The organism is Flavobacterium sp. P21 (assembly GCF_050632225.1).
Lineage (GTDB): Bacteria > Bacteroidota > Bacteroidia > Flavobacteriales > Flavobacteriaceae > Flavobacterium.
Genome location: NZ_CP192585.1, coordinates 1,468,972 through 1,491,463 on the forward strand (window position 1 = coordinate 1,468,972; position 22,492 = coordinate 1,491,463).

A 22,492-nucleotide genomic window follows, 5' to 3' on the forward strand; every position below is an offset into this window, starting at 1 on the left:
GAAACTGCCTATATTCACAGGAGATTTCGGTTCGAACCCCTTCATGGATTTGTTAAGTTTTAGGTTCTTTTTCAGCTTTTATGCTCAGGTTACCTTTAAACTGGAACTCCATGAAATTAGCATATCCAAACATACACGGAAAAAAAATTTAAGAAGCGATTTAAAAAGCCGGCTGGAATCTTAATGACTTAACGCAAATAGTTGAGGAATATAATATTCCAGAGAAGCCGTTTAAAAGAACGGAAAAACTTAAAAAAACAAGCCTATGAAAAAAGAAAAAATGAATGCCAAAATTTGAAAAACAAAACCAATCAAAAATTAAATTTATCTTTGAAATAATTAAAAAAAAACACTCCTTTAGGAAAAGTCCAAATTAGTTTGAAGACATACACGAATACAAAGAATATCTATTCTTGCAATAACCATAGTATATTTAGTCTAGTGATAAAACCAAGCTAAAGATCGGTCAAATTATAGAACTGCGTAAAGAATAAAATGCTTTACGCAGTTATTTATAAATATAACATGCAATAATTACATTATTTTAGCTAAAAAACTACATGAAAAAACTAATTTTAATAATAACCATTCTTTTCATTTCCTGTCAAAAGAAAGAAACAGCAATAATAAAAAAACAGTAAAAGCGGAATTAGAAAAAGGAGATTTTTTTGTCCCTTATAACAAAAAAGAAAGTTTGGTTTTAAAATACAAAACAGATACATTGACTTTATTTTATGGGGAAAATAAATTGAATCGAGTAGAGCATAAATTTTTTGCCGAAAGCTATGGAGGGGATTCCGAATCAAGCTATCGAAGAGAAGGCTATCACATCAATGATGAAAATTTCTTTGACGGGACTGTTTCTATTACCGATACTTTAACAAAGAATGTTATTTCTGATTATCCAATTAAGTATGAAGAACGCTATGAGTTCTACAGAAAGAATTACACTTTCAGTTATATGTCTTTTGATGGTAAAAAAATAAGTGATTATTTTAAAAGCAAAGAGAATCCATCAAAAGGATACTTTTTCAATCTTTTATCAGTTGACCTTTTATTAAGCAAAGCTGATTTTCCCGTTGAAAAGCCGCCTAAATCATTATACAATACCAAAAACAATAACGACGAAATTTATGCAGATCAAGACTCTTTAAAAGTATACGAACTTGAGAGCACAAATAATTATAAAATAATTTCTTCAAGTATTTCATTTAAGTATTTAAGAGAAATAAACGTGCAAAAACAAGGAACATCAACTAAATACTTTGCGAAGATATTTCTAAAAAATGAAGGTGTAAAATATATAGATCTTAAAGAAATTGAAAACATTCTAGTTTTTGATCCACATGAAAACAGAGAAAGATTCGTAACTGCGCCGCAAGGTTTAGAAATGTATGACAATACCTACAGCGACGACTTTTTTGAAAACAAAGAGTATTTTATTACAAAACTTCCTTATGGGGCAATGGTCGAAAAAGAGAGTGATTACAGTACAGAATATATCTATAAGAATGGAAGAAAAGGTAATTTGACTTATGTTATCTTTAACGATGATGAAGGCGAGAGTTATAAAGGAATTGTTTTTAGCGGCTATTTATCAATAAACAAACCCGAATAAAACCAGTAGTTATAAAAAAATGACTGCTTGTAAAACTAAAAAGGAATTTCACGTTTATTTACGCGGGTTCTGCTCCACCGCTCTTAATTTATTGTCTCCTACTTTTTTGTATCATTAAAAAAATGAATTCTAATTAAAAAGATAAAGTAATGATTATGAATTAGTGTAGTGTGATCTAAAGACGATTGAGTGTGTAAGTTTCGATAAACGGTCTGAAGAATTTAGAGATAGATTGATTTTTAAAACAAAATTCTATTTTTTTTACATGTCCAAAAGGTCAAGAGATATAAACATAAAAAAAGTATTAGATGGATAGCATATTAAATTGGTTTGGTCGATTTAAATCGGATTCAAAAGAAAAGAAAATATCACAGATTAATTTTAGAGATGAAAACTTTAAAAAAATGATACTTGATTTAAACATAGAATCTGTTGCATCAATTACAGAGCTTAATTGTGAAGGTCATGATTTGACTTGTATCGATGAAATCAAGTATTTTCCCAATCTGGAAATACTGATTATAGATTCTTATGATTTAGAAGAATTAGATTTGACTTTTAATGAAAAATTAAAAAAAATTACCATTGAAAGAAGTGAGCATCTTACAGAAATTGATTTTTCAAAAAATACAAGGCTTGAAGTTTTAAAACTAGATAATCTGTTGCTGGAAAGTTTAGATTTAAAAACAAACTTAAATCTAAGGCAATTATTTTTGGATGGATTAAATGAGCTAGATGATATAGATTTAAGTTTAAATATAAATCTTGAAGAATTACATATCAGTCATATGTTAATCTCAGCCAGCGTAAATGAGAATAACAAAATGCTTAAAAAAATCTATTGCTCATATGGCGGCCATTGTATCTGGCATGAAAATGGATTAGCCGAATTAGAGGATCTTACGTTAGAAAATGTAGAAATAGATTCGTTAGATGTTACAAGATTTCCAAAATTGAAGAAATTGGATATAACTTGGAATCAAATATCCGAAATAGACCTTTCTCAAAATATTCTGTTAGAAGAATTACGTATTACTGATAATGCCTTCTCAAGAATTAATCTTGAAGAAAATATAAACTTAAAATATCTTCATTTAGGTGGAGATACAGAGCCTGAGTCTTCAGAAAAAATTAATCATACTCATTTAGATCTAACACATAATACCCAATTACTTGAGTTGTTTATTAGTTCAAGTGGTTTGTCAAAAGTTGATTTATCTAATAATTCGTTGCTTGAAAGACTTTATATTGATGAAAATCCAATAATATTAATTGATTTGTCAAAAAACATTTTGCTTAATGATTTAAGTATAAAAAATACATTGTTGGAAAGCATCAATCTTTTAGAAAATAAGAAATTGGGAAGACTTAAATTAGAAAATAATAAATTGAAATCTATCGAGCTTTCTAACAATATTGCTATTCTGGATTCAAGTATATCTGATGATAGTCTTGATGATAAAACAATAAATGAACTTCTTAAAAGAGGTTTAATTTAATGAATGCTTTTCGTACTAATGCGGGAGAAAATTTAGCTGATGCTTGCCGCATTAATGAATTAGTGATAACTCAAGACTAATAAATAGTTCAAATCACAAAATTAGTGATCATTTAAAATTTTTAAATCCTCCAATAATTGGTTCGAATTCTGTACCGTCAAGGTCACAAAAAAAGGAAAAGCCTGAGAATTTTGATTCTCAGGCTTTTTTGTGGTTCGGAAATCCTTCGGTGATTTTTTATTTTTACAAAATCTCACTGTTTAAAAGTAATTTTAGTTCGAATTCCATCAAGGATTGTTAGCAGGTTATTTATCTATAATTACTCGATCCAAAGTGCCTTTTCGTATACTGCATCACCATTTATAGTTTTGTAATTGATTAATTTTCCTTTGATTTCCTTATAATATTTTGTTTTAATAATATTTTCATTTGTTAAGTCTAATTCAACACGTTCAATCAATTTTAATGAATCATTAACCCAGCGATATAATTCTTTTGAATGTACACAATATGCGCAACTTTCATAAAAGCTTCTAATAAACTTTTTATCACGATCATAAGTCATATTGTATAATTTAATGTCTTTTCTATATTTCAAAATATTTTTCTCGTTGCAAATAAATACATATGGTATTGATTGTCCATGAGTATCCCTAGCACTATTTATAATAAAATCATCTCTATTATCTCCGTTTAAATCTATAACTTCATAGGAAAAAGCATAAGTATCAAAAGGAATGCTATCATTAAGAATCCATTTATTTTTGAACTTTTGGTAGAAGAATAATGTTGAATCGGTAACGGCAATAAATCCAATTTTTGTATTATTTATTTCTCCGCCATATAAAACGAATTTACTATCCCGATCTCTAAGTAAAAATTCATCCAAACTTGAAAATTTAATTAAGGAATCAACCAATTTATTCTTCAAGGAAACAGTTTCAAAATTCCTTTCTGTTTCAGAGTAAATAGATTTTCTCTTAGATCTTTCAAAATTTTCGCATGAATAAAAAATTGAAGACAGTAAAATAATAATTATTGTTATTTTCATCCTTTCGTTTTTTCTAACTTGGTGCCAACGTTCCTCTACAGCGGGTTTGGGACTAAATTTAGTCCACTCTTCGGATTTGCCAAATCATTCAGACACAAAACCATATTTTCCATTAGCCAATTGCCTAAATCCGTTGTAACAGTCGCTATAAGCCGTTTTTATTTCTTAATATATTTGTTAACGTTCGGTCGTTGTGTATTTTGCCAAATAAAATTATATCCCGTTTCTTTAACTTCAAGATCAAACTCCCTTTTTATTTTAAAAATATTTTCCGAAATACCTACAATAAATATAGCTCCAGAAAAAAATAATATACTAATTGTCATTAAGATTATCGTTAAAACTTGTGGGATACGAATCTTTACAAAAAAACGATTTATACTGAGGATCAATAAAAACCAAAACAAAAAGTAAATTAACAAGTCGATAATAAATTCCATTACAAAAAATTGATTTGACATTGATGTAAACCAGCCGTCACAAACATAAGGGAGAGGAAATCCATACATCATCGAGTCGGGCGCGTCAACAGGAAAAACATACCACCATTTTCTGAATATTAAAAACGATATTATGGTTAACGGCAGGACTAATTTGCAAATTAAATTTCTCATTATTTGTTGGTTTTTCAAAGTTTGTTGGTTTTCAAAATGCTTATAGCTGTACTACTGACAACTTTAGACTTTTTACCCAAAATTAGGTAGATATATCTGACAAACGTTAGGTTCATGTATTATCAAATATATGATAATAAACTTACATATCATCAAATAGATTTTTTATCTAACGAATACTTCTAGTTAACTTAAGTGCAAATTTCGCGAGACTTGCTACTTTATTGAATCAACAAAAACATATCTAACCTAATAGTAATTTCAAGTTTAAATCACAAAATTAGATATCATTCAATATCTTTAAATCCTCTAATAAAAGTTCGAATTTTGTACGGTCAAGGTCACCATAAAATTTGAAAAGCTTGGGAATGTTGATTCTCAGGCTTTTTATGGGTTAAAACTTTTATAAATGAAGATTTTTCGGGCGGATTATTTATATGTTTTCTCTGTTGTCATTCGATATTTTTAATTTGCCCGCTTTTATATAGTTTGTTAATCATTACTTTTAACTCTTGCCATTCTATATTTTTTGCTTCGTTTTTATACTTTTCAGTTGATTGCATAAAAGACCAAAGAAACCAAGCATTGATATGGCCAAATTCTGGAGAATTGCATAAAACAACCTCAACTGTTTGTTGATGTTTTTTGTTGTAAAAGCGACATTCTCCACCATGAAAACAATAATTCCAACGCTCCGATAGTTTTCCTTTTCGTGGAATATTTTCATTACTTCGGGATATTAGTTGTTTATAATCATCTATTTTTTTTATGTCAAGATCAAATTTTTTTCCAAGTTCAAACATTAAATATTTCCCTTGAATTCGATAATCAATAATGGCTTGTTTTATGATATTAGAATCGACTTTGGTTGTGTTGAAAAAGTTTTTAAACCAATTTTTTATCATTTTAAAATAACTTGTTTGATTTACACTTTTTTAATTTAAAAGTTAGATATAGTTTGGATATTCTCAAAAATAGGATTTTTATTTCATCGATTATCAAACGGATTTTTTATTTGTTGAATGCTTTTCGTACGGGTAACAGTGAAAAAAGCTTAAACTGATAAATGTACAGGTTTACACTTTTTATTCTTTTAAAACTAATCTTTTAATGAATATAAGTTACTTATCGGTACTCATATTTGACAATTTCCAAATTAAATTCCTTAAGTAAATTATTGTAATTTTTTAGATTCGTTCTATCACCATCATAAACGTCAATTACTAAAGTAGAATCAGTTTTAATCGCGCCAAAAGTTTGTCCTGCATTTCCAGGAAATCCTTCTTTAATTTTACTTTTTATTAGTTGTGATAAGTAATTGTTGATTGCAATTTTTTGTTTGTTAGCCAATTTAATTTCTTTGTTTATGTATGGTTGCTGGAACTCGGGCTTTCCGTACAGTTCTCCAAGTTTGTTACAATCGACTTTTGTTCTTTTGTAATTTGCGTAGAATTCTTTGTCAGGTTTTGCGAATATTTCAAAACTTTCATTATGACCGCCCCACTCGCCACATTCATCAAAATAAGCATAAATAATTAATCTCGTTTTCGAGCCAAAAGCACCAAGATCTGCAGGTTCGAAAAAATCTACAGTCTGATTTGTCTTGGTTGTTGAAGTTTCGTTCTTTTCTATTTTTTTATCACAAGAAATAATTAAGAATATGAAAATTAGCAAAAGAAAATTTTTCATATGATTGTTTCAAAAATATTATGAATAAATAAAGTTGCTTTCTAAACTTACTTCTATTTCTCAGTTTTCTTCTTGGAATTCTTAATCAGTACATAAATCGAAAACAAAAAGACAACAATATAAATAATAGCCAAAGCTGGCTTCTCAAATTTTAGTGTTTCAAAGTCAAATTGTTTAAACAATACTACGCCTAAAATGATTGCGATAATCGAAAAAGTGAATCGTAATGCGCTTTTATTTTCCATATTTATGTTTGATTATGATTAGTAATTCTTTTCTGGTTATAAAGCTAATATAATGAAATATTTTAATTCCGATTTCATATTTTAGCAAAGTAAAGGACAATTAATAATTGCTTGGAACTATATGAAAATAGTATTATTTGTCCAGCAGTTTATTATTCTACAATCAATCAAGCTTATCACAAAGGAGAATATAATCTGAGGATGAAGCGGTTTGAAATGGCAAAAAATATAGGAAAAAGTAAAAGTGAAAATAATCCCATGTTGAAAACAGTTTTAGTAAATCTCGGGAAGTTTTAGTTTTATTTCTTAGAAAAAATATTCTCGACAACCCAAGCAGGGCCGATCAATAAAAACTGAAGGTCTTTTAAAAAGAAGGTTTTTTGCCTTCAATATTGTGTCCGTAAAATTGTCCGATCCAAGCGATGACAAACACGCCAATTGAAAACATCCATAAAGGCACAAATTGGGCAATGTAATAATTTGCAACCAGACAAATGCCCGAAAAAACAGCAATTTTTACCGCCATAGCAATCGATAAGCGAATGTAAAAAACAAGAACAAAAAGCAAAACCACAAAAGCCCAATTTTCAATAATAGGCATGTTTAGTTTTAGCGAATTTGAGATAATACCGCTCGGAATGCTCATTAACAAACCAACAATCGAAAAAAAGATTGCAGGAACGCAAACATAATGTATCGCTTTGTTTTTTGGGTTTTGATGACTTACGGCATATTCTGCAAACCATTGATCTAATGTTCTCATTTTTTTTGGTTTTAGTAGTTAGTTGACGTAAATCTAATGAAAAATCTTTTTACTTAAACAGAATAAAATTTCTCTCGCAGATTTGGCAGATTTAGCGGATTTATTTTTTTATTTTAAAGGCAATATAAAGAGGATTCAAAAGTATATTTTCAAAAAAATCGGCTTAATCTGCCAAATCTGCGAGAAACAAAATTAGATTTTTTGAGTTACGTTATACTCAAAAATAGTATCCCACAATTCATCAATTGTGACAAGCGCTTCTTGCAATGGAATAACTTTCCATTTTCCATTATTTTCAATTCCGAGGCCGATATTTTTCAATTTTAATAAAGCATCATTGACATCAAAATCCAAATCGGTATTCAATTTGGTTTTAAACCAAGATTCTATTTGATGGTCAAGTTCTTTGGCGGTTAAAGGTTTTTCGCTTTTGTGTAAAAAAGAATAAGCTAAAATAGTCTCTTTTAAAACCTCTTCTTCAGATGAATTCAGGAGCGAATAAAACGCACCACTGTTGTTTCCGAGATTTTTGAAGTACAAACTATCAGAAAGCAATTTAGAATATCGGATTTTTTTATTTATGAAATTGTTGTACTGGCGGAAACAATAAGCAGATAAAATTCCCAGTGCAATCAAACCTTGATTTAAGGAAGTTTTGCTGTTTAATAAATCTATGGTTTCGCCCGTTTCATAAGCATTGTACATATTGATTAAAGCCGGAATTACTTTTGCACTTAGTAATGAAATTCCACCAAAAACTCCAGGAATCCACAACAGCATTTTATCCTTGATTGACATTCTCGGAATTGCATTCGGGAAAATCGTTTCAAGGTCATTTTTTGGAACACGCTTAAAGATTTTTAAGGAAATAGAACCCGGATCAATTGGCATTTTGCCTAATTTGACTTTCTTTTTATTAAGGAAATCGGCGTCGCTATAATTAAGGTAAACTAAAACCCGATCGTAATATTCGACTTCAATTTCTTTTTTCCAGAAGAAATACTTTTTGACTTTTTCTGTCGCTTTATGATGCCCACGAGCATAAAGTTCAAAATCTTTGAAGGCGTTGAAATCAATTTCGAGATTCAAACCAATCAAATCAGATTCTGTAAAAGCTTCCTCTAGTGTTTTTTGATCAATTCTGTAATAATTTCCACGTTCTAAAACCTTAAGTAATGTTTCCTTGAATGCCGAAAAATCACTTTTGCCAATAAATTGCTTTCGCTCTTTTTTGCTCAAATCCGGATCAAACAAAGCATAGTTTTGTTTCAGATTTCGATTCAGATTAAAAGATTCGTAGTGATAATAATGTTCGATAATATCAAACAATTTTTTAAAATTATCTTCTTCTTCAGAATTTTTAGCGAAAGCGACAATTTGCTGTTCTAATAAAAATTCTTTGTTGAACGGAATATAATGTTCTAGGATCATCTTGATTCTGGGCTTTAATGCGTGGCGTTTACAGCATGCAAAAATACTGCCTGAAATTTGATTTCGAAAAAGTTTTTTTTGATTTAGAGAAAAGCTTGAAATAAAGGAGAAATAAAAAAGTGAGATTTAAAATCGGTTCCAGCGATTAAAATCCCACTTAAAGTTCCAAAAAAAAGTGACAAAATTTACCTGATTTCCCTTAGGAAATCTTATTCTACAAGAATAAATGATATTACAATTTTACTATAAAATAAAATTGTGACTATGCGTATTTATACCTGTTTTTGTGGATGAATGCAAATTATTGGTAAATGATTCGCTTTGTGATGTAGATGAAAAAAATCCCGATAGCGAGAAGGCCTCGGGATTTAAATCTCAAAAACACATTCATTCTATTATGCAATAGGAACGAATTTTTTTAATAGAACCGTATTATTTTTTGCAATTTATTTTAATGTTTTTTTAATGAGTTGAGAAACAACATCTTCATGTGCTTTTTCCATTATATAATAATCTTTCTTGATATTGTCTGCTTTAATTCCTTGCACAGAGCCGTTTATGCACTGTCTGATGTAATATTTTGAGACTTCGTATTTTAAAAATAAAGCTTCTAATATAGTAGAATTGTAGGAATTATAGTTTTTTGTTTTACTTTTACCCATTGTTTAGTTTGTTTTAAATATGGAAACAAATATAGATGATAATTTTCAACAAACTAAATATTTTGAAAATAATTTCTTACACAAATGAGTACAGTTCTAGATAATATTAAATGTTTGGCTAATAATGAAGGGATTGGGATAACTAAACTAGAAGAAAAAATTGGCGCAAGCAAAGGTGTTCTATCTCGTGCTATTGCTAAAAACAGCGACATACAGGCAAAATGGATTAGCAAAATTGTTGAAATTTATCCACAATATAGCTGTGAATGGTTGATAAAAAATGAAGGTCCGATGTTGAAACGAACTATCGATTTGCAATCAGAATCTTCAGATTATAATTTTTCATCACATTATAAAGATCTCGCCGATTCTCGAAAAGAAACAATAGAAAGCCTTAAAAAAGAAATTATGTATTTAGAGGATAAGGTTGCGGTTTATAAGAAGAGAGAGGAATAATTCTGTTCTGCTAAGTTTATTTCAAATAAAGTATTAAGTTGTTTTTGTTATTTTGAAGGAAGTAAAAAACTCGTTCTTTGTTATTATTTGCTAAAAATAGATTTTAAAAGATTTTTTTGATACTTCGCTTATTTTTTTAAGTAATTAATTACTTGTTAGAAAAAGCACTTACGATTAATGCGAGATAAAACTAAAATTGTCTATTCCCTTTGTTTTTCATTGCTTTTTCAATAGTCGTTAAGTAAAAAGTTTATTTTTCTAGTAATTCTCATACAGTATTTTTTTATAAAATTGACTGTAAGTAATTTGGGGTTGTTTGAAAAATCTTTTTCATTTTTTGAGTATAAAATAAAATTTGATTAATTTTAAATTGCATATTTACATTATAGACGAATTGGTCTAAAATTTTTTGCCATTTAATTACTTTATCATAATTTATTGATTTAATTTTATGGTGGCCTTTTTTGACTTCAATCTCTCTATCTGCATTATGAACTATATTGTGTCTTCTTTTTATATATTCAGTTAAAGGAGGGAATGATCTCTCGATTTCTGGAGTTATGGTAATGGAAATTTTTTTCAAATTTGAAGATATATCAGTGGTGTTATTAAAACTAACATAATTTAAATGTTCTTTTACAGAATTTTCTATGACTTTTTCAACTTTTAGCCTTTTAAAAGCTACTAAGTCCCCTAGTCAAATTTTGTCTTTCACCCATTTTCTGAAATACCTGGTAAAGAAATATTATTTAATGTTATTGGGTCTGAATTTGGAAGTTTTATAGTTAAAATATTTCGTAAATAATCTTCTAGAGTTGAATGAATAAAGACTATTGAAGTTCGTAAAATGTCTAAATTATGAGTCGGTCTTCTTCCCTTACCTTTATTTTCTTCCAAATATTTGTAGATTTTTAAAAGATTGGTTATGCGTCCATAATTTTTATCAAATAGCAACATTATATCGTCTTTATCATCTATATTCATAATTACGATTTTAAGTTTGTTTTTGTATTTTGATAAAGCATTGATTATTCAATATTTTGATCAATAAATTTTAAAACTGTTATAGTTTCGTCAATATTTCTTAATAATGGTTTGTCAGCCGTTTCTTTAAATTTGATAATTATATTATAAATAGATTTTACGTCTTCTCTAATAATAAAACCATTTCGAGCAAGAGTTTTATATCCTAATAAAATTGCATATTTAGTATATAGTTGAGAAACTTTTGGTGATAATTTATTCAAAATTGATAAACCATTTACGTCTGGACTTAATTGTACAGAATAAGCTAGAGCTAAAAACATACCTTCATCTTTAGATTCGTTTAAAAGTTTTTCTTTTGGTAATCCATTGGTAATAATGATTTCGCCCATTTTTCTTCCAAATTCAGCTTTTAGCTTTAATCTTTCGGTGTAATCTGGAATACTTGTTTTTATAATGTATGAATTCACTAGATTGTATAATTCTTTTTCGGGATTTTTTGCTGGAGCAATCGCTTCTTTTCTTGTGTTTATATGAATAGCGAGATTTGCATCTTCAATACGATCTAACGTATTATTTAGTTCTAGTTGAGTAGTTTTTGATTCTTGTTTGCTTTCACTTGCAATCTTTTCAGCTCTTTTCGCTGTTTCGAGTATTTTTTCGCCCAATGTTGTTATGAATTTTCTGGAGAAAATAGCCGCAATTAAACAAAATCCCGTAAAAATTAAATAGTTACAATTGTCGTATTTATTCACAATAGTTATTAAATTACTAGCAATCATTTTTAAAAAAAGTGGTACAAGAAAAGCCGCGCCAATTCCAAGAAAAATATATTTCGAAATTGCCAATTTTGAATTCTTAGATTCTTCTACGGTGTCAAAATTATTTAGATAATTAAGAAAGCCACCAAATGCTCCTGCTAAAAGCATGATTGATATTAAAAAAAGATATGAAAATCAAAAACACAATTTTTCATAATTTTAAGTTTATATTTTTACGAGTTGAGTATTGTCAAGACTTTTAAGCATGGCTATTATTTTTAGATGCTAATTTTTTTGGAGTTCTAATTCAATTATTTTTTTTAGGAAATTATAATAATAAATAGAAATTCAGCATTGAGTATTTCTACTGGGTTTTAATAAATTTGAAAAGCTCAACATTTACTGTCGAGCTTTATGTTTCAAAATTGATTAAATTTTTTAAGCAGATTAGTCGTTTGAACTAAATGCTTTTATAATGAATAGCATTATTCCCAATCTCCTCTTTTATGATGTAATGTTATACTTACTGTTAAAAGATTTTCGCCAAGTTTTGAAGCTAGACATGCTTTAAAAGCGGCTTCAGCGGCTGGAATGGCAACACTTCCGCCTGAAATTATAGTTGTAATGGCGACGACTATTGCACCTTGTTTTAAACAATCTTCAATTGCTTCTTGAATATTTACTGGTCTTGCTGTTGAAACTTTAAGTACTCCTGTAACATATAGCCATTTATATTGTATTTTCCAGCCACAGCATGTTTTAATTGGTCCTGCTGAACACCATTTAACACATTTTTCTCTTGTGTTAGGTAGGCTTGTAGGGTCTTTGGTAACAAATAATACTCTTTCATAAAGTGTTGTTTCACTATTTGCGGGGTACTCAAGTTGATATCTTGTAGTTTCTCCAAACAAAGCATTTTCTGAATAGTATGTGCTCTCGATTTCCTTTTGGTAAGATGGAGATAATGGTGGTGTTGAACCGCTTAAGAATAATTCACCGTCTAATTCTAAGTTTTGATTTCCCATAAGTTAATAGTTTAAAAAGTTACTTTTGATTATTTAAATTCGGAGTTAATTGTTTACAAGTTTACTATAATTTAAAAAGATTACATTACGTATTTATACGGTTTTTTACTACAATATTAAATTTAATTGTTTAGTAAGTAGTATTTTGTTGTTTTACAATAAAAGTTTATCTAAGAATTGAATTTGTATCCTAAAACGGAAGTTTTATTATATATTGAAAGAGTTTACTTAAGCAAAAATTTCAACTCTGAAAGTTTTTACTTAACTTTAAGTTTCGATATCACTACAAACTTTTTTTAAGGAAAAAGAGAATCAAAGCTGGCCCCATGATAGTTGAAGTTTTCAAAACAAATGTGCAGAAAGAAGCCGACAAGAACTATGTTATTGCCGTTATACAAACGCAATTTCCTGACTATAAAATTAATTTTGATTTAGAAGACTGCGATAAAATATTGCGAGTTGAAGGCGTTGATATAGAATTTGATAATATTATCGATTATGTCAACTGCCTTGGTTATACTTGCGTGAGGTTGGAATGATTTATTTGATTAAAAAGCCTTGGATTAAAGCTTGTTTGAAAGAATTTTAGGGTCAAGCTTTAGCGCAGATTTTTAATCCATGCCAGCAACGTTTTTCGGGTTTTACATGATTCCTTGTTTCTCAAGATAACAAAAAAAAGCTGTAAATTTTAAGTTTACAGCTTTTTTGCTTTTTGTTTTATTGTTGTGTAGGCCAAGGATTATAAATTCACTTTATCATTACTTTATTTTTGTGTAGATATAAACGAGATCTAATTTATTTAGATAATTCGTTATTGTTTGTCTATAACAATTTTCAAAATACCTGCCTTACAGATTTGTATTTCTTCACTTTTGTTTTGATATTTTTACAGAAATGACGAAGTATGGTGCATCTTTATTTCGAAAAATAATGACAAAAATGATTGTTTAAAGCGCTCTAAAAAGAAGTGCTGAAAAATACAATATTACTGATTAAATACAACTACAGTTATTCTCGAAGCTAAAGCTTGAGTGTCACCACTTGTGGCACCATTCCATGAGTCTGAGAAAGGATCTGTATTAAACACTGTAGTATTGTACCAACTTTTTGCTCTCAATTCAACCGTGTGAGTTCCAGTCGCTACGTTTTGAATTACTTTTTCACTAGTGCAGAAATTACTTAATCTCCATAATGACCCACTTGGTGCATCTGCTCCTGAATAAAAGGATGAAATAACTTTATTGCCATCAAAATATAAGTCAACTGATCCTTGTACAGGTGCTCCATTATTGGCTGGTGTTCCTAGAGCCGAAGAAGTAATAACTAATGTAGACAATCTAGGCACAGTAAAGGTTTGTAACGAAACCACACTTTTTTGATTATTAACAGGTATACTCACTTTACCTGAACCAAAATATTCAAGTACATTGCTAATCGTTCCTATCATGGTATTAGGTGCTCCCCAAACAACATTACCAGAATTATCAGCGGCAGTTACTACATAACCAGTCGCTGGTGTTCCATTATCTGTTCCCTTTGCAATTGTTGCTGTTTGCGTAGAAATATTTGCCGCGCCAGTAATGTTATTGTTGGCCATGTTTAGTGTTTGAGTTGCAATGTGGTTACCCAAGTTGTCGCCTTCAGAACGAATCCATTTAGAACCATCATTGTAATATTCTCCCGGTGTTACGGCATTTACTCCAGAGCCGGCAGTGGCTGTATTATACACTTGCATTCCTGCAACATGTGCTGACATAGGAGATGCGACGTTAATTGCTGTTAAGGCAACTTTAGGTAGTAATAAGCCTTTTGTATTTGTTCCGTTTGTTGTGTTTAAATCTAAAGCTGAATCTTTATTAGGATTATTGGTTGTCATGCCAACTTGTGCGTATGAAGATAAAGAATTTAATGACAAGCAAATTGCGGTTATTATAAAATACCTTTTCATAAAATTTTGAATTAATTTTTTTAGAATAAAAATGTGATTAAAAGTGTTTGTTTTTTCGGCAAAAAAAGTATATGTGTTTTAAAGTTTGTTTTTCTGCTAAAGTTTTAATTGTGCAATAAATTTGGTTTTTTTGTTTTGGATGCGTGGATATAACAAAAATGATTGTTTAAAGCGTTCTAGAAAGAAGTACTGAAAAACAGAATATTACTGATTATATACAACTACAGTCAATCTCGAAGCTAAAGCCTGAGTGTCAGTACTGAGGGCGCCAGCCCATTTGTCTGCGTAAGGATCCGTATTAAACATTGTAGTATTGTACCAACTTTTTGCTTTCAATTCAATTGTGTGAGTTCCGGTCGCTACGTTTTGAATTACTTTTTTACTAGTAGAGAAATTGCTTAATCCCCATAATAAGTTGTTTGGTGCATCTGCTCCTGAATAATAGGTTGAAATAACTTTAACGCCATCAAAATATAAATCAATTGATCCTTGTACAGGTGCTCCAACAGCGGATGGTGCTCCTAGAGCCGAAGAAGTAATAACTAATGTAGACAATCTGGGTACATTAAAGCTTTTTGCCGCAAGCACACTTTTTTGAGTATTAGCAGGTACACTCACTTTACCTGAACCAAAATATTCAATTACATTGCTAATGGCTCCTGGCAAGGTATTAGCTGGTTTCCAAACAATATTACCAGAATCATCAGCGGCAGTTGCTATATTACCAGTTGCTGGGGTGCCATTATCTGTTCCTTTTGCAATTTTTGCTGTTTGGGTAGAGATATTTGTCGCGCCAGTAATGTTATTGTTGGCCATGTTTAGTGTTTGAGTTGCAATGTGGTTACCCAAGTTGTCGTCTGCACAACGAACCCATTTGGAACCATCATTGTAGTATTGTCCAGGTGTTACGGCATTTACTCCTGAGCCGTCAGTGGCTGTATTGTACACACGCATTCCTGCGACATGCGTTAACATAGGAGATGCGATGTTGATTGCTGTTAAGGCAACTTTAGGTAGTAATAAGCCTTTTGTATTTGTTCCGTTTGTTATGTTTAAATCTAAAGCTGAATCTTTATTAGGATTATTGGTTGTCATGCCAACTTGTGCGTATGAAGATAAAGAATTTAATGACAAGCAAATTGCGGTTATTATAAAATACCTTTTCATAGAATTTTAATTAATTTTTTTAGGATAAAAATGTGATTAAAAGTGTTTGTTTTATTCGGTACAAAAGTATATATGCTTTAAAGTTTGTCTTGCCGCTAGAAGTTTTAATTGTGCTAGAATAAGTTTGGTTTTTTTGTTTTTGAATTGTTTGGCAATTAGGTTTTTTGTTTTTATGTTGTTGTAAGCCACTGAGTTATTTGGTTTGTGAGCGATGTTAAGATCAAGTATTTTGTTTGAAAAAAGCCTACTTTACATATCATGAGAAAGATAAAATTTATGAGGTGAAATTTGTTGAATATAGAATTGCGCTTTTTTTAAAGTATAATAATGTGCAAAAAAATAATGAATAGTGTTGTCTTTTTTTTAAATGATAATTTGTAGTCTCAAAAAGTTGGATAGAATACAAAATTTTTAATCTGTTTTTGATCGAAATAGAAATGGAGTCGTTATTTTAATATTTCGATGTTCAGTAATACTATTACTTAATAGTTAGCTTTGCGTTGTTTTCGCACATTATTTTCTAATTTTGTGCCCTATGAAAAAAGCATTCCAACTCTTCGATTTTACTCAAAAAGTCAATTACAAAAACGAAATTTTAGCCGGTTTAACCGTTGCTATGACAATGATTCCAGAATCGTTGTCTTTTGCAATTTTGGCTGGATTTCCGCCTTTGGTTGGGTTGTATGCGGCGTTTATTGCGGGATTGGTAACAGCAATTTTTGGAGGAAGACCGGGAATGATTTCGGGTGGAGCAGGAGCAACGGTGATTGTTTTAATTGCTCTGATGAAATCGCACGGAATTGAATATGTTTTTGCCGCTGTCGCACTCGGCGGTATTGTTCAAATCTGTATCGGACTTTTTAAACTCGGAAAATTTATTCGTTTAGTGCCACAGCCAGTGATGTTTGGTTTTGTAAACGGTTTAGCAGTTGTAATTTTCATGTCGCAATTGGAACAATTTAAAACTGTAGTAAATGGGCAAGTTTCTTGGCTTCAAGGAGCACCTTTGTACATTATGTTAGGATTGGTTGCATTGACAATTTCAATTGTTTTGGTTTTTTCTAAAATTACAAAAGCAGTGCCAGCTTCGCTTGTGGCTATTATGGTTGTTTTTGCGATCGTAATTATTTTTAATATTGAAACTAAAACAGTTGAAGATATTGCATCAGTTCAAGGTGGATTTCCTCCTTTTCACATTCCGAATATTCCGCTTTCTTTTGAAACTTTAAAAATCATATTTCCTTATTCCGTAATTGTTGCGGCAGTGGGTTTGACTGAAGGTTTGCTTACGTTGAATTTAGTTGATGAAATTACGGGAACTCGAGGCAATAGCAATCGCGAATGCATTGCACAAGGAAGCTCGAACATCTTAAACGGCTTTTTCTACGGAATGGGTGGTTGTCCAATGATTGCTCAAACTCTAGTGAATCTTGGAGCAGGTTCTAGAGCCAGACTTTCAGGAATTATAGGCGCTTTGACTATTTTAATGATTATACTTTTTGGAGCGCCTGTAATAGGAAAATTACCGATGGCGGCTTTGGTGGGAGTTATGATGATGGTGGCTATTACCACTTTTGAATGGGCAAGTTTCAAGATTATTAATAAAATGCCGAAACATGATATTTTTGTTGGAATTCTAGTGGCTTTAATTACAATCGTACTGCACAATCTGGCTTTGGCAGTTTTGATTGGAGTGATTATTTCGGCTTTGGTTTTTGCTTGGGAAAGTGCTAAAAGAATCCGGGCACGTCATTATATTGATGAAAATGGCGTAAAGCATTATGAAATTTATGGGCCATTATTTTTTGGATCGGTTACTGCTTTTTTAGAAAAATTTGACATTCAAAATGATCCTAATCACGTGATTATTGATTTTAAAGAAAGCCGTGTTTCTGATATGTCAGCGATTGAAGCACTGAACAATTTGACCAAAAAATACACTCAGCTAAATAAAATAGTAGAGCTACAGCATTTAAGCGGAGACTGCAGGCAATTACTAAAAAATGCCGATGCTGTTATTAAGGTAAATGTTATTGAAGATCCTACTTATAAAGTGGTTTCCTGATAATTAGAAAATAAAATAATTTACTTCTTTGAGAAGTGCTATTAAATGAAGAAAAAGTTGAAAAATAATTTTTAATTTAAGGTCTGTTGAGCTAAAAAAAACATAGCGTTTAAAGCCACATTAAAGATTTTTTAATGAAACGATTACAAATATTGAAAATAGTAAGTTTTTTAAAGTGAAAAAGTCGCAAATTTTGGTTTGCGACTTTTTTATTGTCTATTATTGTTTTGAAGCTTTATCTGTTTCGATAAAATTCTTAAAAAACTATTATTTTAGATAAACAAATTTTACTAGGTCATTTGCCATTAATACATATGAACCATTTTTAGAAGGATCATATGTTGCAGTAGTACCAGTTACAGAAAATGCTTCTTTAGAAATAGCGACACCATTTACAAACATTTGTGTTTTTAACGCTTGTGGTTCTATACTTAGTGTAAAAGAAGCTGTTCCAGCTGATGTAGTGGTAAATTCGTCAATAGTTAGCTGTGTTGCAAAAGTTGCTGGATTTGTCCAAACAACATTACCAGCTGTATCTACTGATGTCGCAACGTAACCAGCTACAGCACCTGTAGTGATTTGAGCTGTTGCAGTAGTTGTTTTTCCTGAAGCGGTAATATTTTTAGCGAGCATTAACATTAAAAGAACTCATATTTAGATCTTCTGTAGCAATGTGATTACCAAGGTTGTCGCCTTGAGTAGTAATTTCTGAAGGATTTTTCCAGACAACATTACCAGCGAGCATCTACTGATGTAGCTATATAACCAGTCACGGCACCTGTAGAGATTTGAGCTGTTGAAGTAGATGTTTTTCCTGTAGCAGTAATATTTGTAGCGGCATTAATATTTTTAGCATTCATATCTAAATCTTTTTCAGCAATATGATTACCAAGATTGTCACCTTTTGTAGTAATTGTTGCAGGATCTGTCCAAACAACATTACCTGCCGCATCTACTGATGTAGCTATATAACCAGCTGTGGCACCTGTACTGATTTGTGCTGTTGCAGTAGTTGTTTTTCCTGTAGCAGTAATATTTGTAGCCGCATTAATATTTTTAGCATTCATATCTAAATCTTTTTCAGCAATATGATTACCAAGATTGTCACCTTTTGTAGAAATTGTTGCAGGATCTGTCCAAACAACATTACCAGTCGCGTCTACTGATGTAGCGATATAACCAGTTGTAGCGCCTGTAGAGATTTGAGCTGTTGCGGTACTTGTTTTTCCTGTAGCAGTAATATTTGCGGCTCCAGCAATATTTTTAGCATTCATATCTAAATCTTTTTCAGCAATATGATTACCAAGATTGTCACCGGCAAATTCTGCTCTAGATATAAAACGTATTATCCCGGCACTATCAATTACTAAAACATTATCTGTGTTAGATCCTGCTATAAGTCCATCTAAAGCAAGAGTAGATGATGACGTTGTTTTTATTTTTGTAGCCTGTATTAATTCTCCTCCTAGTTGAATATAACCTGCGTTTGCTGTTATACCGTTATTGGCATTAGGATGAATAGTGACCTTTTCCCCATTTTGGGTAACAACGGTTTTTGTTTGCGCCATCATAAATCCACTCTGAATTAATAATAGGAGACAAGTAATTTTCTTCATTTTTGTAATAAATTTTTTGTTTTTCATGTCTTTAATATTTTCTTTAGGGTGATAAAATTATTTCAGTTTAGAGTGAATGTTTTTTTGATGTGTCCTATTGTTAATTCACTCTGAGTAAATAATTAGAAAGCATATTGCCTTTTACCTCTAAAATTTCGGCAAAATTACTGGAGCTTTGTGCATCACTTTGTCTCTAAAAATTTTTTTTATTGTAGATTAAGGTTTTTTGAAACAAAAAATATATCACGACCAAAATGATTAGAGAAATTTTTATTTTATAAAATTTAGTACAAGTTGAATAAAGAATTTGAAGATAATTAGATAGTTTGTAAATATGCTAATTAGATAATTAGATAATTGCATTAATAGCATGCATATCCTTAGAGACGTACTGCAGTGCGTCTTATGCGCAAAGGTATTAACGCAACAAACCCGACAGTTTTTTTAAACCTGTCGGGTTTGTTTTTGTACAGAAAAAGGATTGTCTAATTTTCTAATTGGCAAATTTTCTAATTATTTACTCCAATAGGAATTTTTCTAACTTCTGAAATTAAATATCCATCATTAGTAAAACCTTCTATTAAAACTGTTATTTCTTTTTGACCATTCTTTGGAATTTTAATTTGAAAATCTGAATGATCGGTTAATTCGACGTTTGGTGACCAATTCAATGTTCCGAAATAATTAAATTCGACCTGATCTTCTAATGGTACAGTTTTGTATGTGAAATTTTGCGCAAAACCTTTTGTTACAATTAATGAGGTATGTTTTACTTTGAAATATTCGTTTTTTTGCCCGGTTTTCATGAAAATTTTAATTGTGCCATGTCCTCTTAGAGCTGTAACATCAGAGCTTCCGGTTCGGTCAATGTAGATTTCATCTATTTGATCTAACGTAAGATAGTAAAGATCATTAAAATCATAAAGTAAAAAATTGTCAATATACACATTTGGAGGAGTCGCTGTGAGATAAGAACCCGGTGCCCAACCTTTATAAGCATCTCTGCGATCTGCTATACGTACGGTATTAGTACTGGGATCAATGCCTGTATTGTAGCCATTTGAAGATAGAAAATTTAGCAAAGTCTGATGTGATTTGCCGTCAATTTTAAAGGCTCTAGCCATAAAGCTCACGTCTGATTTATGAATAAAGACTTCTTTTTGGGGAGTATTTTTCACTTCTACTTCTTTTAATGTAGTAGCTTTTATTTTAGGCGGTGGGAAATTAAAAACATTTTCAGGCACTTTTTTTATTGGACAGAATGTTTTTTCGAATGATGGTCCCAAAGCAAAGCGAGGTTCATTTCTAGCAATTCGTGCTTCTATTTTAGTAGTTAAAGTGTTGTTTTTCTCATTGCTCATTTGTAGGCCTAAAACAGTAGAATCCTGAACAAAAAAATGCTCGAATTTAAAATCATTATTCTGATCAATAAAAGTTTCATCAAACAGGTTGGTTTTTAATGAAAAAAGAGAAATTTTATTTTTAGAATTCGGTTTTTGTTCTCTCTCCACTTTCCCATTTATGGTAATTCCTTTTTCAAATTCATAACTGATTTTTGGCGGACCTGCTTTAATGTTTTCCCATAAGTATTTGCCTCTGTTTTGTGTAACCAATAAGAGTTCGATGTCTCGTTTTCGGGTTTTATTGTCTGGATTAAAATAAAAATAAGTATCACTTACTGGTTTGTCTAAATAGGTATTTAAATAATAAGTTCCAAAAATTGATTTTTTTGATTATTGCAAATGCTTTTTTCCGGCAGAATACTAATACTCAAATGTGCGTTGTTAGTTTCCACTTTCCCAGATAATATAATGCTGTCGTTAGCTGTTGCTTTAGTTTGAAATATTGTCAACGGATTCGGATCTTCTTCAAGATAAGTTAATCGCTCTGTGATCTCATTCAAATCTTCATCTAATAGTCTGATCGTATGAATGCCATTTGATAGGGATTTTTTATCAAAGAAAATTGGCTGTTCTGTTTTGTTATTATTGAAGGTAACCTCGTGTTGCATTAAATTACCATTTTGCTGAATGAGCACAATGAATTTTTTATTTTGAAAGGTTTGAAGCCCTTTTTCATTTGTCTTTAGAACAACAAGCAAATTGTTTTTAGCGGTATAATCCTTTTGAGTTAGGATTAATCCGGTTTCTGCAATTTTGCCAAGAGGCTGTTGTATTTTTAATTTGTCAGTATTTATTTTTAGCGTGTATTTTTCGTTTAATTGTGCTCTTAAATAAATAACACCATTTCCCATTTTGTTGGTGCGAAAGTTTGAAATTTCATTTGCTTTAGAGTCCAAAATAACGCCATCTGTTATTTCTATTCCTTTTTTATTGCAGTCTGTAATCTTAATTCCAATCGTATTGACGACATCACTAAGTATAATTCCGCCTTCGGGAAACAAGCTTATTTCTGCTGTTTGCCAATTCGGCTCATTGGTTTCAAAAACATACGGATTGTTTTTGTCAATAACTTCGATGGTCTGATTAAAGGAATCATCTTCCTTGAAATTATTCATCCAGTTCGTATAAAAATGAAAATAGTATTTACCAGATTTGAATTTTTCATTTAAATGAATTCCGCCAGAAAAAATGCCCTCTTGTGCAAGAAGCAATTGTTTTTGAATTATTTGTTCTTCATCATTATAAACGACTAATTGAACATTTGTAGTAGAGCTATTTGGAATGTTGTTGTTTTTGCTTAAGATGTATCCTTTGAAGGCAATATCTTCGTTATTTGTATAAATATTTTTATTGAATTGTACATGGATAATCTCTCGGTCCTCTGAAAAATAATCAGAAAGATATTTGGTGATTTTATCTTGATTGCTAATCTCTTGTGAAAAGGAATGTACACAAAATAGTAAACTAAAAAACCGAATGATTGATTTCATACAGA

General features: G+C 30.5%; 21 protein-coding genes and 1 pseudogene. 5 read left to right on the forward strand and 17 right to left on the reverse strand.

Annotated elements, in window-relative coordinates; genetic code table 11:
* Positions 1–694: 694 nt before the first annotated feature.
* On the forward strand, positions 695–1,618 hold the full coding sequence (locus ACQ9BO_RS07130; RefSeq protein ID WP_431244143.1) for a hypothetical protein: 924 nt from the start codon (positions 695–697) through the stop codon (positions 1,616–1,618).
* A 308-nt stretch (positions 1,619–1,926) separates the two neighbouring features.
* Positions 1,927–3,117, forward strand: coding sequence for a hypothetical protein (locus ACQ9BO_RS07135; protein WP_431244144.1), 1,191 nt, complete (start codon positions 1,927–1,929; stop codon positions 3,115–3,117).
* 319 nt (positions 3,118–3,436) lie between these two features.
* Here ACQ9BO_RS07135 and ACQ9BO_RS07140 read toward each other — a convergent pair whose 3' ends face one another.
* From ACQ9BO_RS07140 to ACQ9BO_RS07165, 6 genes and pseudogenes are all read right to left on the reverse strand, one after another.
* The gene (locus ACQ9BO_RS07140; protein WP_431244145.1) at positions 3,437–4,168 is read right to left on the reverse strand and encodes an XAC2610-related protein; all 732 of its coding nucleotides are present in this window, start codon (positions 4,166–4,168) and stop codon (positions 3,437–3,439) included.
* A 1,066-nt stretch (positions 4,169–5,234) separates the two neighbouring features.
* Positions 5,235–5,687: a DUF6896 domain-containing protein gene (locus ACQ9BO_RS07145; protein WP_431244146.1), complete on the reverse strand. Its 453-nt coding sequence runs from the start codon at positions 5,685–5,687 to the stop codon at positions 5,235–5,237.
* Positions 5,688–5,907: 220 nt separating this feature from the next.
* A complete protein-coding gene (locus tag ACQ9BO_RS07150) occupies positions 5,908–6,471 on the reverse strand; it encodes a hypothetical protein (protein ID WP_431244147.1) in 564 nt (187 codons plus the stop codon).
* A 544-nt stretch (positions 6,472–7,015) separates the two neighbouring features.
* A pseudogene (locus ACQ9BO_RS07155) lies at positions 7,016–7,479 on the reverse strand (DUF962 domain-containing protein).
* A 192-nt stretch (positions 7,480–7,671) separates the two neighbouring features.
* Entirely contained in the window at positions 7,672–8,910 is a 1,239-nt protein-coding gene (locus ACQ9BO_RS07160) for a DUF3754 domain-containing protein (RefSeq protein ID WP_431244148.1), read from the reverse strand.
* A gap of 446 nt (positions 8,911–9,356) precedes the next feature.
* The gene (locus tag ACQ9BO_RS07165) at positions 9,357–9,572 is read right to left on the reverse strand and encodes a hypothetical protein (RefSeq protein ID WP_431244149.1); all 216 of its coding nucleotides are present in this window, start codon (positions 9,570–9,572) and stop codon (positions 9,357–9,359) included.
* Positions 9,573–9,656: 84 nt separating this feature from the next.
* Between ACQ9BO_RS07165 and ACQ9BO_RS07170 the strand changes: the two genes are divergently transcribed.
* Complete coding sequence (locus ACQ9BO_RS07170) at positions 9,657–10,028, forward strand: hypothetical protein (protein ID WP_431244150.1); 372 nt, start codon at positions 9,657–9,659, stop codon at positions 10,026–10,028.
* A gap of 283 nt (positions 10,029–10,311) precedes the next feature.
* Here ACQ9BO_RS07170 and ACQ9BO_RS07175 read toward each other — a convergent pair whose 3' ends face one another.
* From ACQ9BO_RS07175 to ACQ9BO_RS07190, 4 genes are all read right to left on the reverse strand, one after another.
* Positions 10,312–10,611, reverse strand: coding sequence for a hypothetical protein (locus ACQ9BO_RS07175; RefSeq protein ID WP_431244151.1), 300 nt, complete (start codon positions 10,609–10,611; stop codon positions 10,312–10,314).
* Between the two features lie 128 nt (positions 10,612–10,739).
* Complete coding sequence (locus tag ACQ9BO_RS07180) at positions 10,740–11,012, reverse strand: hypothetical protein (RefSeq protein ID WP_431244152.1); 273 nt, start codon at positions 11,010–11,012, stop codon at positions 10,740–10,742.
* A gap of 44 nt (positions 11,013–11,056) precedes the next feature.
* On the reverse strand, positions 11,057–11,950 hold the full coding sequence (locus ACQ9BO_RS07185) for a YEATS-associated helix-containing protein (RefSeq protein ID WP_431245083.1): 894 nt from the start codon (positions 11,948–11,950) through the stop codon (positions 11,057–11,059).
* A gap of 308 nt (positions 11,951–12,258) precedes the next feature.
* On the reverse strand, positions 12,259–12,798 hold the full coding sequence (locus tag ACQ9BO_RS07190; RefSeq protein ID WP_431244153.1) for a hypothetical protein: 540 nt from the start codon (positions 12,796–12,798) through the stop codon (positions 12,259–12,261).
* Between the two features lie 326 nt (positions 12,799–13,124).
* On the opposite strand from ACQ9BO_RS07190, the gene ACQ9BO_RS07195 reads away from it, so the two are divergent.
* Positions 13,125–13,337 (forward strand): hypothetical protein, encoded by a 213-nt coding sequence (locus ACQ9BO_RS07195; protein WP_431244154.1) that lies wholly within the window; start codon positions 13,125–13,127, stop codon positions 13,335–13,337.
* 446 nt (positions 13,338–13,783) lie between these two features.
* On the opposite strand, the gene ACQ9BO_RS07200 is transcribed toward ACQ9BO_RS07195, so the two are convergent.
* Positions 13,784–14,746 carry a hypothetical protein gene (locus tag ACQ9BO_RS07200; RefSeq protein ID WP_431244155.1) on the reverse strand — a complete coding sequence of 321 codons (963 nt, stop codon included), beginning with the start codon at positions 14,744–14,746 and terminating at the stop codon, positions 13,784–13,786.
* Between the two features lie 204 nt (positions 14,747–14,950).
* Positions 14,951–15,913, reverse strand: coding sequence for a hypothetical protein (locus tag ACQ9BO_RS07205; protein ID WP_431244156.1), 963 nt, complete (start codon positions 15,911–15,913; stop codon positions 14,951–14,953).
* A 535-nt stretch (positions 15,914–16,448) separates the two neighbouring features.
* Between ACQ9BO_RS07205 and ACQ9BO_RS07210 the strand changes: the two genes are divergently transcribed.
* Complete coding sequence (locus tag ACQ9BO_RS07210; RefSeq protein WP_431244157.1) at positions 16,449–17,978, forward strand: SulP family inorganic anion transporter; 1,530 nt, start codon at positions 16,449–16,451, stop codon at positions 17,976–17,978.
* A 267-nt stretch (positions 17,979–18,245) separates the two neighbouring features.
* Here the strand turns inward: ACQ9BO_RS07210 and ACQ9BO_RS07215 are convergent, their stop codons facing one another.
* The 5 genes from ACQ9BO_RS07215 to ACQ9BO_RS07235 form a co-directional block, all read right to left on the reverse strand.
* The gene (locus ACQ9BO_RS07215; protein WP_431244158.1) at positions 18,246–18,611 is read right to left on the reverse strand and encodes a hypothetical protein; all 366 of its coding nucleotides are present in this window, start codon (positions 18,609–18,611) and stop codon (positions 18,246–18,248) included.
* Positions 18,601–18,723, reverse strand: a complete 123-nt coding sequence (locus ACQ9BO_RS07220) for a hypothetical protein (RefSeq protein ID WP_431244159.1) — start codon at positions 18,721–18,723, stop codon at positions 18,601–18,603. Before ACQ9BO_RS07220 ends, ACQ9BO_RS07215 begins: the two co-directional genes overlap by 11 nt.
* Positions 18,710–19,594: a hypothetical protein gene (locus ACQ9BO_RS07225; protein WP_431244160.1), complete on the reverse strand. Its 885-nt coding sequence runs from the start codon at positions 19,592–19,594 to the stop codon at positions 18,710–18,712. The genes ACQ9BO_RS07220 and ACQ9BO_RS07225 overlap by 14 nt, the downstream gene beginning before the upstream one ends.
* A gap of 509 nt (positions 19,595–20,103) precedes the next feature.
* Positions 20,104–21,207, reverse strand: coding sequence for a hypothetical protein (locus tag ACQ9BO_RS07230; protein ID WP_431244161.1), 1,104 nt, complete (start codon positions 21,205–21,207; stop codon positions 20,104–20,106).
* Positions 21,208–21,293: 86 nt separating this feature from the next.
* The gene (locus ACQ9BO_RS07235; RefSeq protein WP_431244162.1) at positions 21,294–22,487 is read right to left on the reverse strand and encodes a hypothetical protein; all 1,194 of its coding nucleotides are present in this window, start codon (positions 22,485–22,487) and stop codon (positions 21,294–21,296) included.
* Between the last annotated feature and the right edge of the window lie 5 nt (positions 22,488–22,492).

Bases quoted from the DNA above. Each gene is read 5' to 3' on its own strand.
- ACQ9BO_RS07135 (WP_431244144.1), top strand. From the start codon at position 1,927: ATGGATAGCATATTAAATTGGTTTGGTCGATTTAAATCGGATTCAAAA.
- ACQ9BO_RS07140 (WP_431244145.1), bottom strand. From the start codon at position 4,168: ATGAAAATAACAATAATTATTATTTTACTGTCTTCAATTTTTTATTCA.
- ACQ9BO_RS07145 (WP_431244146.1), bottom strand. From the start codon at position 5,687: ATGATAAAAAATTGGTTTAAAAACTTTTTCAACACAACCAAAGTCGAT.
- ACQ9BO_RS07150 (WP_431244147.1), bottom strand. From the start codon at position 6,471: ATGAAAAATTTTCTTTTGCTAATTTTCATATTCTTAATTATTTCTTGT.
- ACQ9BO_RS07160 (WP_431244148.1), bottom strand. From the start codon at position 8,910: ATGATCCTAGAACATTATATTCCGTTCAACAAAGAATTTTTATTAGAA.
- ACQ9BO_RS07165 (WP_431244149.1), bottom strand. From the start codon at position 9,572: ATGGGTAAAAGTAAAACAAAAAACTATAATTCCTACAATTCTACTATA.
- ACQ9BO_RS07170 (WP_431244150.1), top strand. From the start codon at position 9,657: ATGAGTACAGTTCTAGATAATATTAAATGTTTGGCTAATAATGAAGGG.
- ACQ9BO_RS07180 (WP_431244152.1), bottom strand. From the start codon at position 11,012: ATGAATATAGATGATAAAGACGATATAATGTTGCTATTTGATAAAAAT.
- ACQ9BO_RS07190 (WP_431244153.1), bottom strand. From the start codon at position 12,798: ATGGGAAATCAAAACTTAGAATTAGACGGTGAATTATTCTTAAGCGGT.
- ACQ9BO_RS07195 (WP_431244154.1), top strand. From the start codon at position 13,125: ATGATAGTTGAAGTTTTCAAAACAAATGTGCAGAAAGAAGCCGACAAG.
- ACQ9BO_RS07200 (WP_431244155.1), bottom strand. From the start codon at position 14,746: ATGAAAAGGTATTTTATAATAACCGCAATTTGCTTGTCATTAAATTCT.
- ACQ9BO_RS07205 (WP_431244156.1), bottom strand. From the start codon at position 15,913: ATGAAAAGGTATTTTATAATAACCGCAATTTGCTTGTCATTAAATTCT.
- ACQ9BO_RS07210 (WP_431244157.1), top strand. From the start codon at position 16,449: ATGAAAAAAGCATTCCAACTCTTCGATTTTACTCAAAAAGTCAATTAC.
- ACQ9BO_RS07215 (WP_431244158.1), bottom strand. From the start codon at position 18,611: ATGCTCGCTAAAAATATTACCGCTTCAGGAAAAACAACTACTGCAACA.
- ACQ9BO_RS07220 (WP_431244159.1), bottom strand. From the start codon at position 18,723: ATGCTCGCTGGTAATGTTGTCTGGAAAAATCCTTCAGAAATTACTACT.
- ACQ9BO_RS07225 (WP_431244160.1), bottom strand. From the start codon at position 19,594: ATGAAGAAAATTACTTGTCTCCTATTATTAATTCAGAGTGGATTTATG.
- ACQ9BO_RS07235 (WP_431244162.1), bottom strand. From the start codon at position 22,487: ATGAAATCAATCATTCGGTTTTTTAGTTTACTATTTTGTGTACATTCC.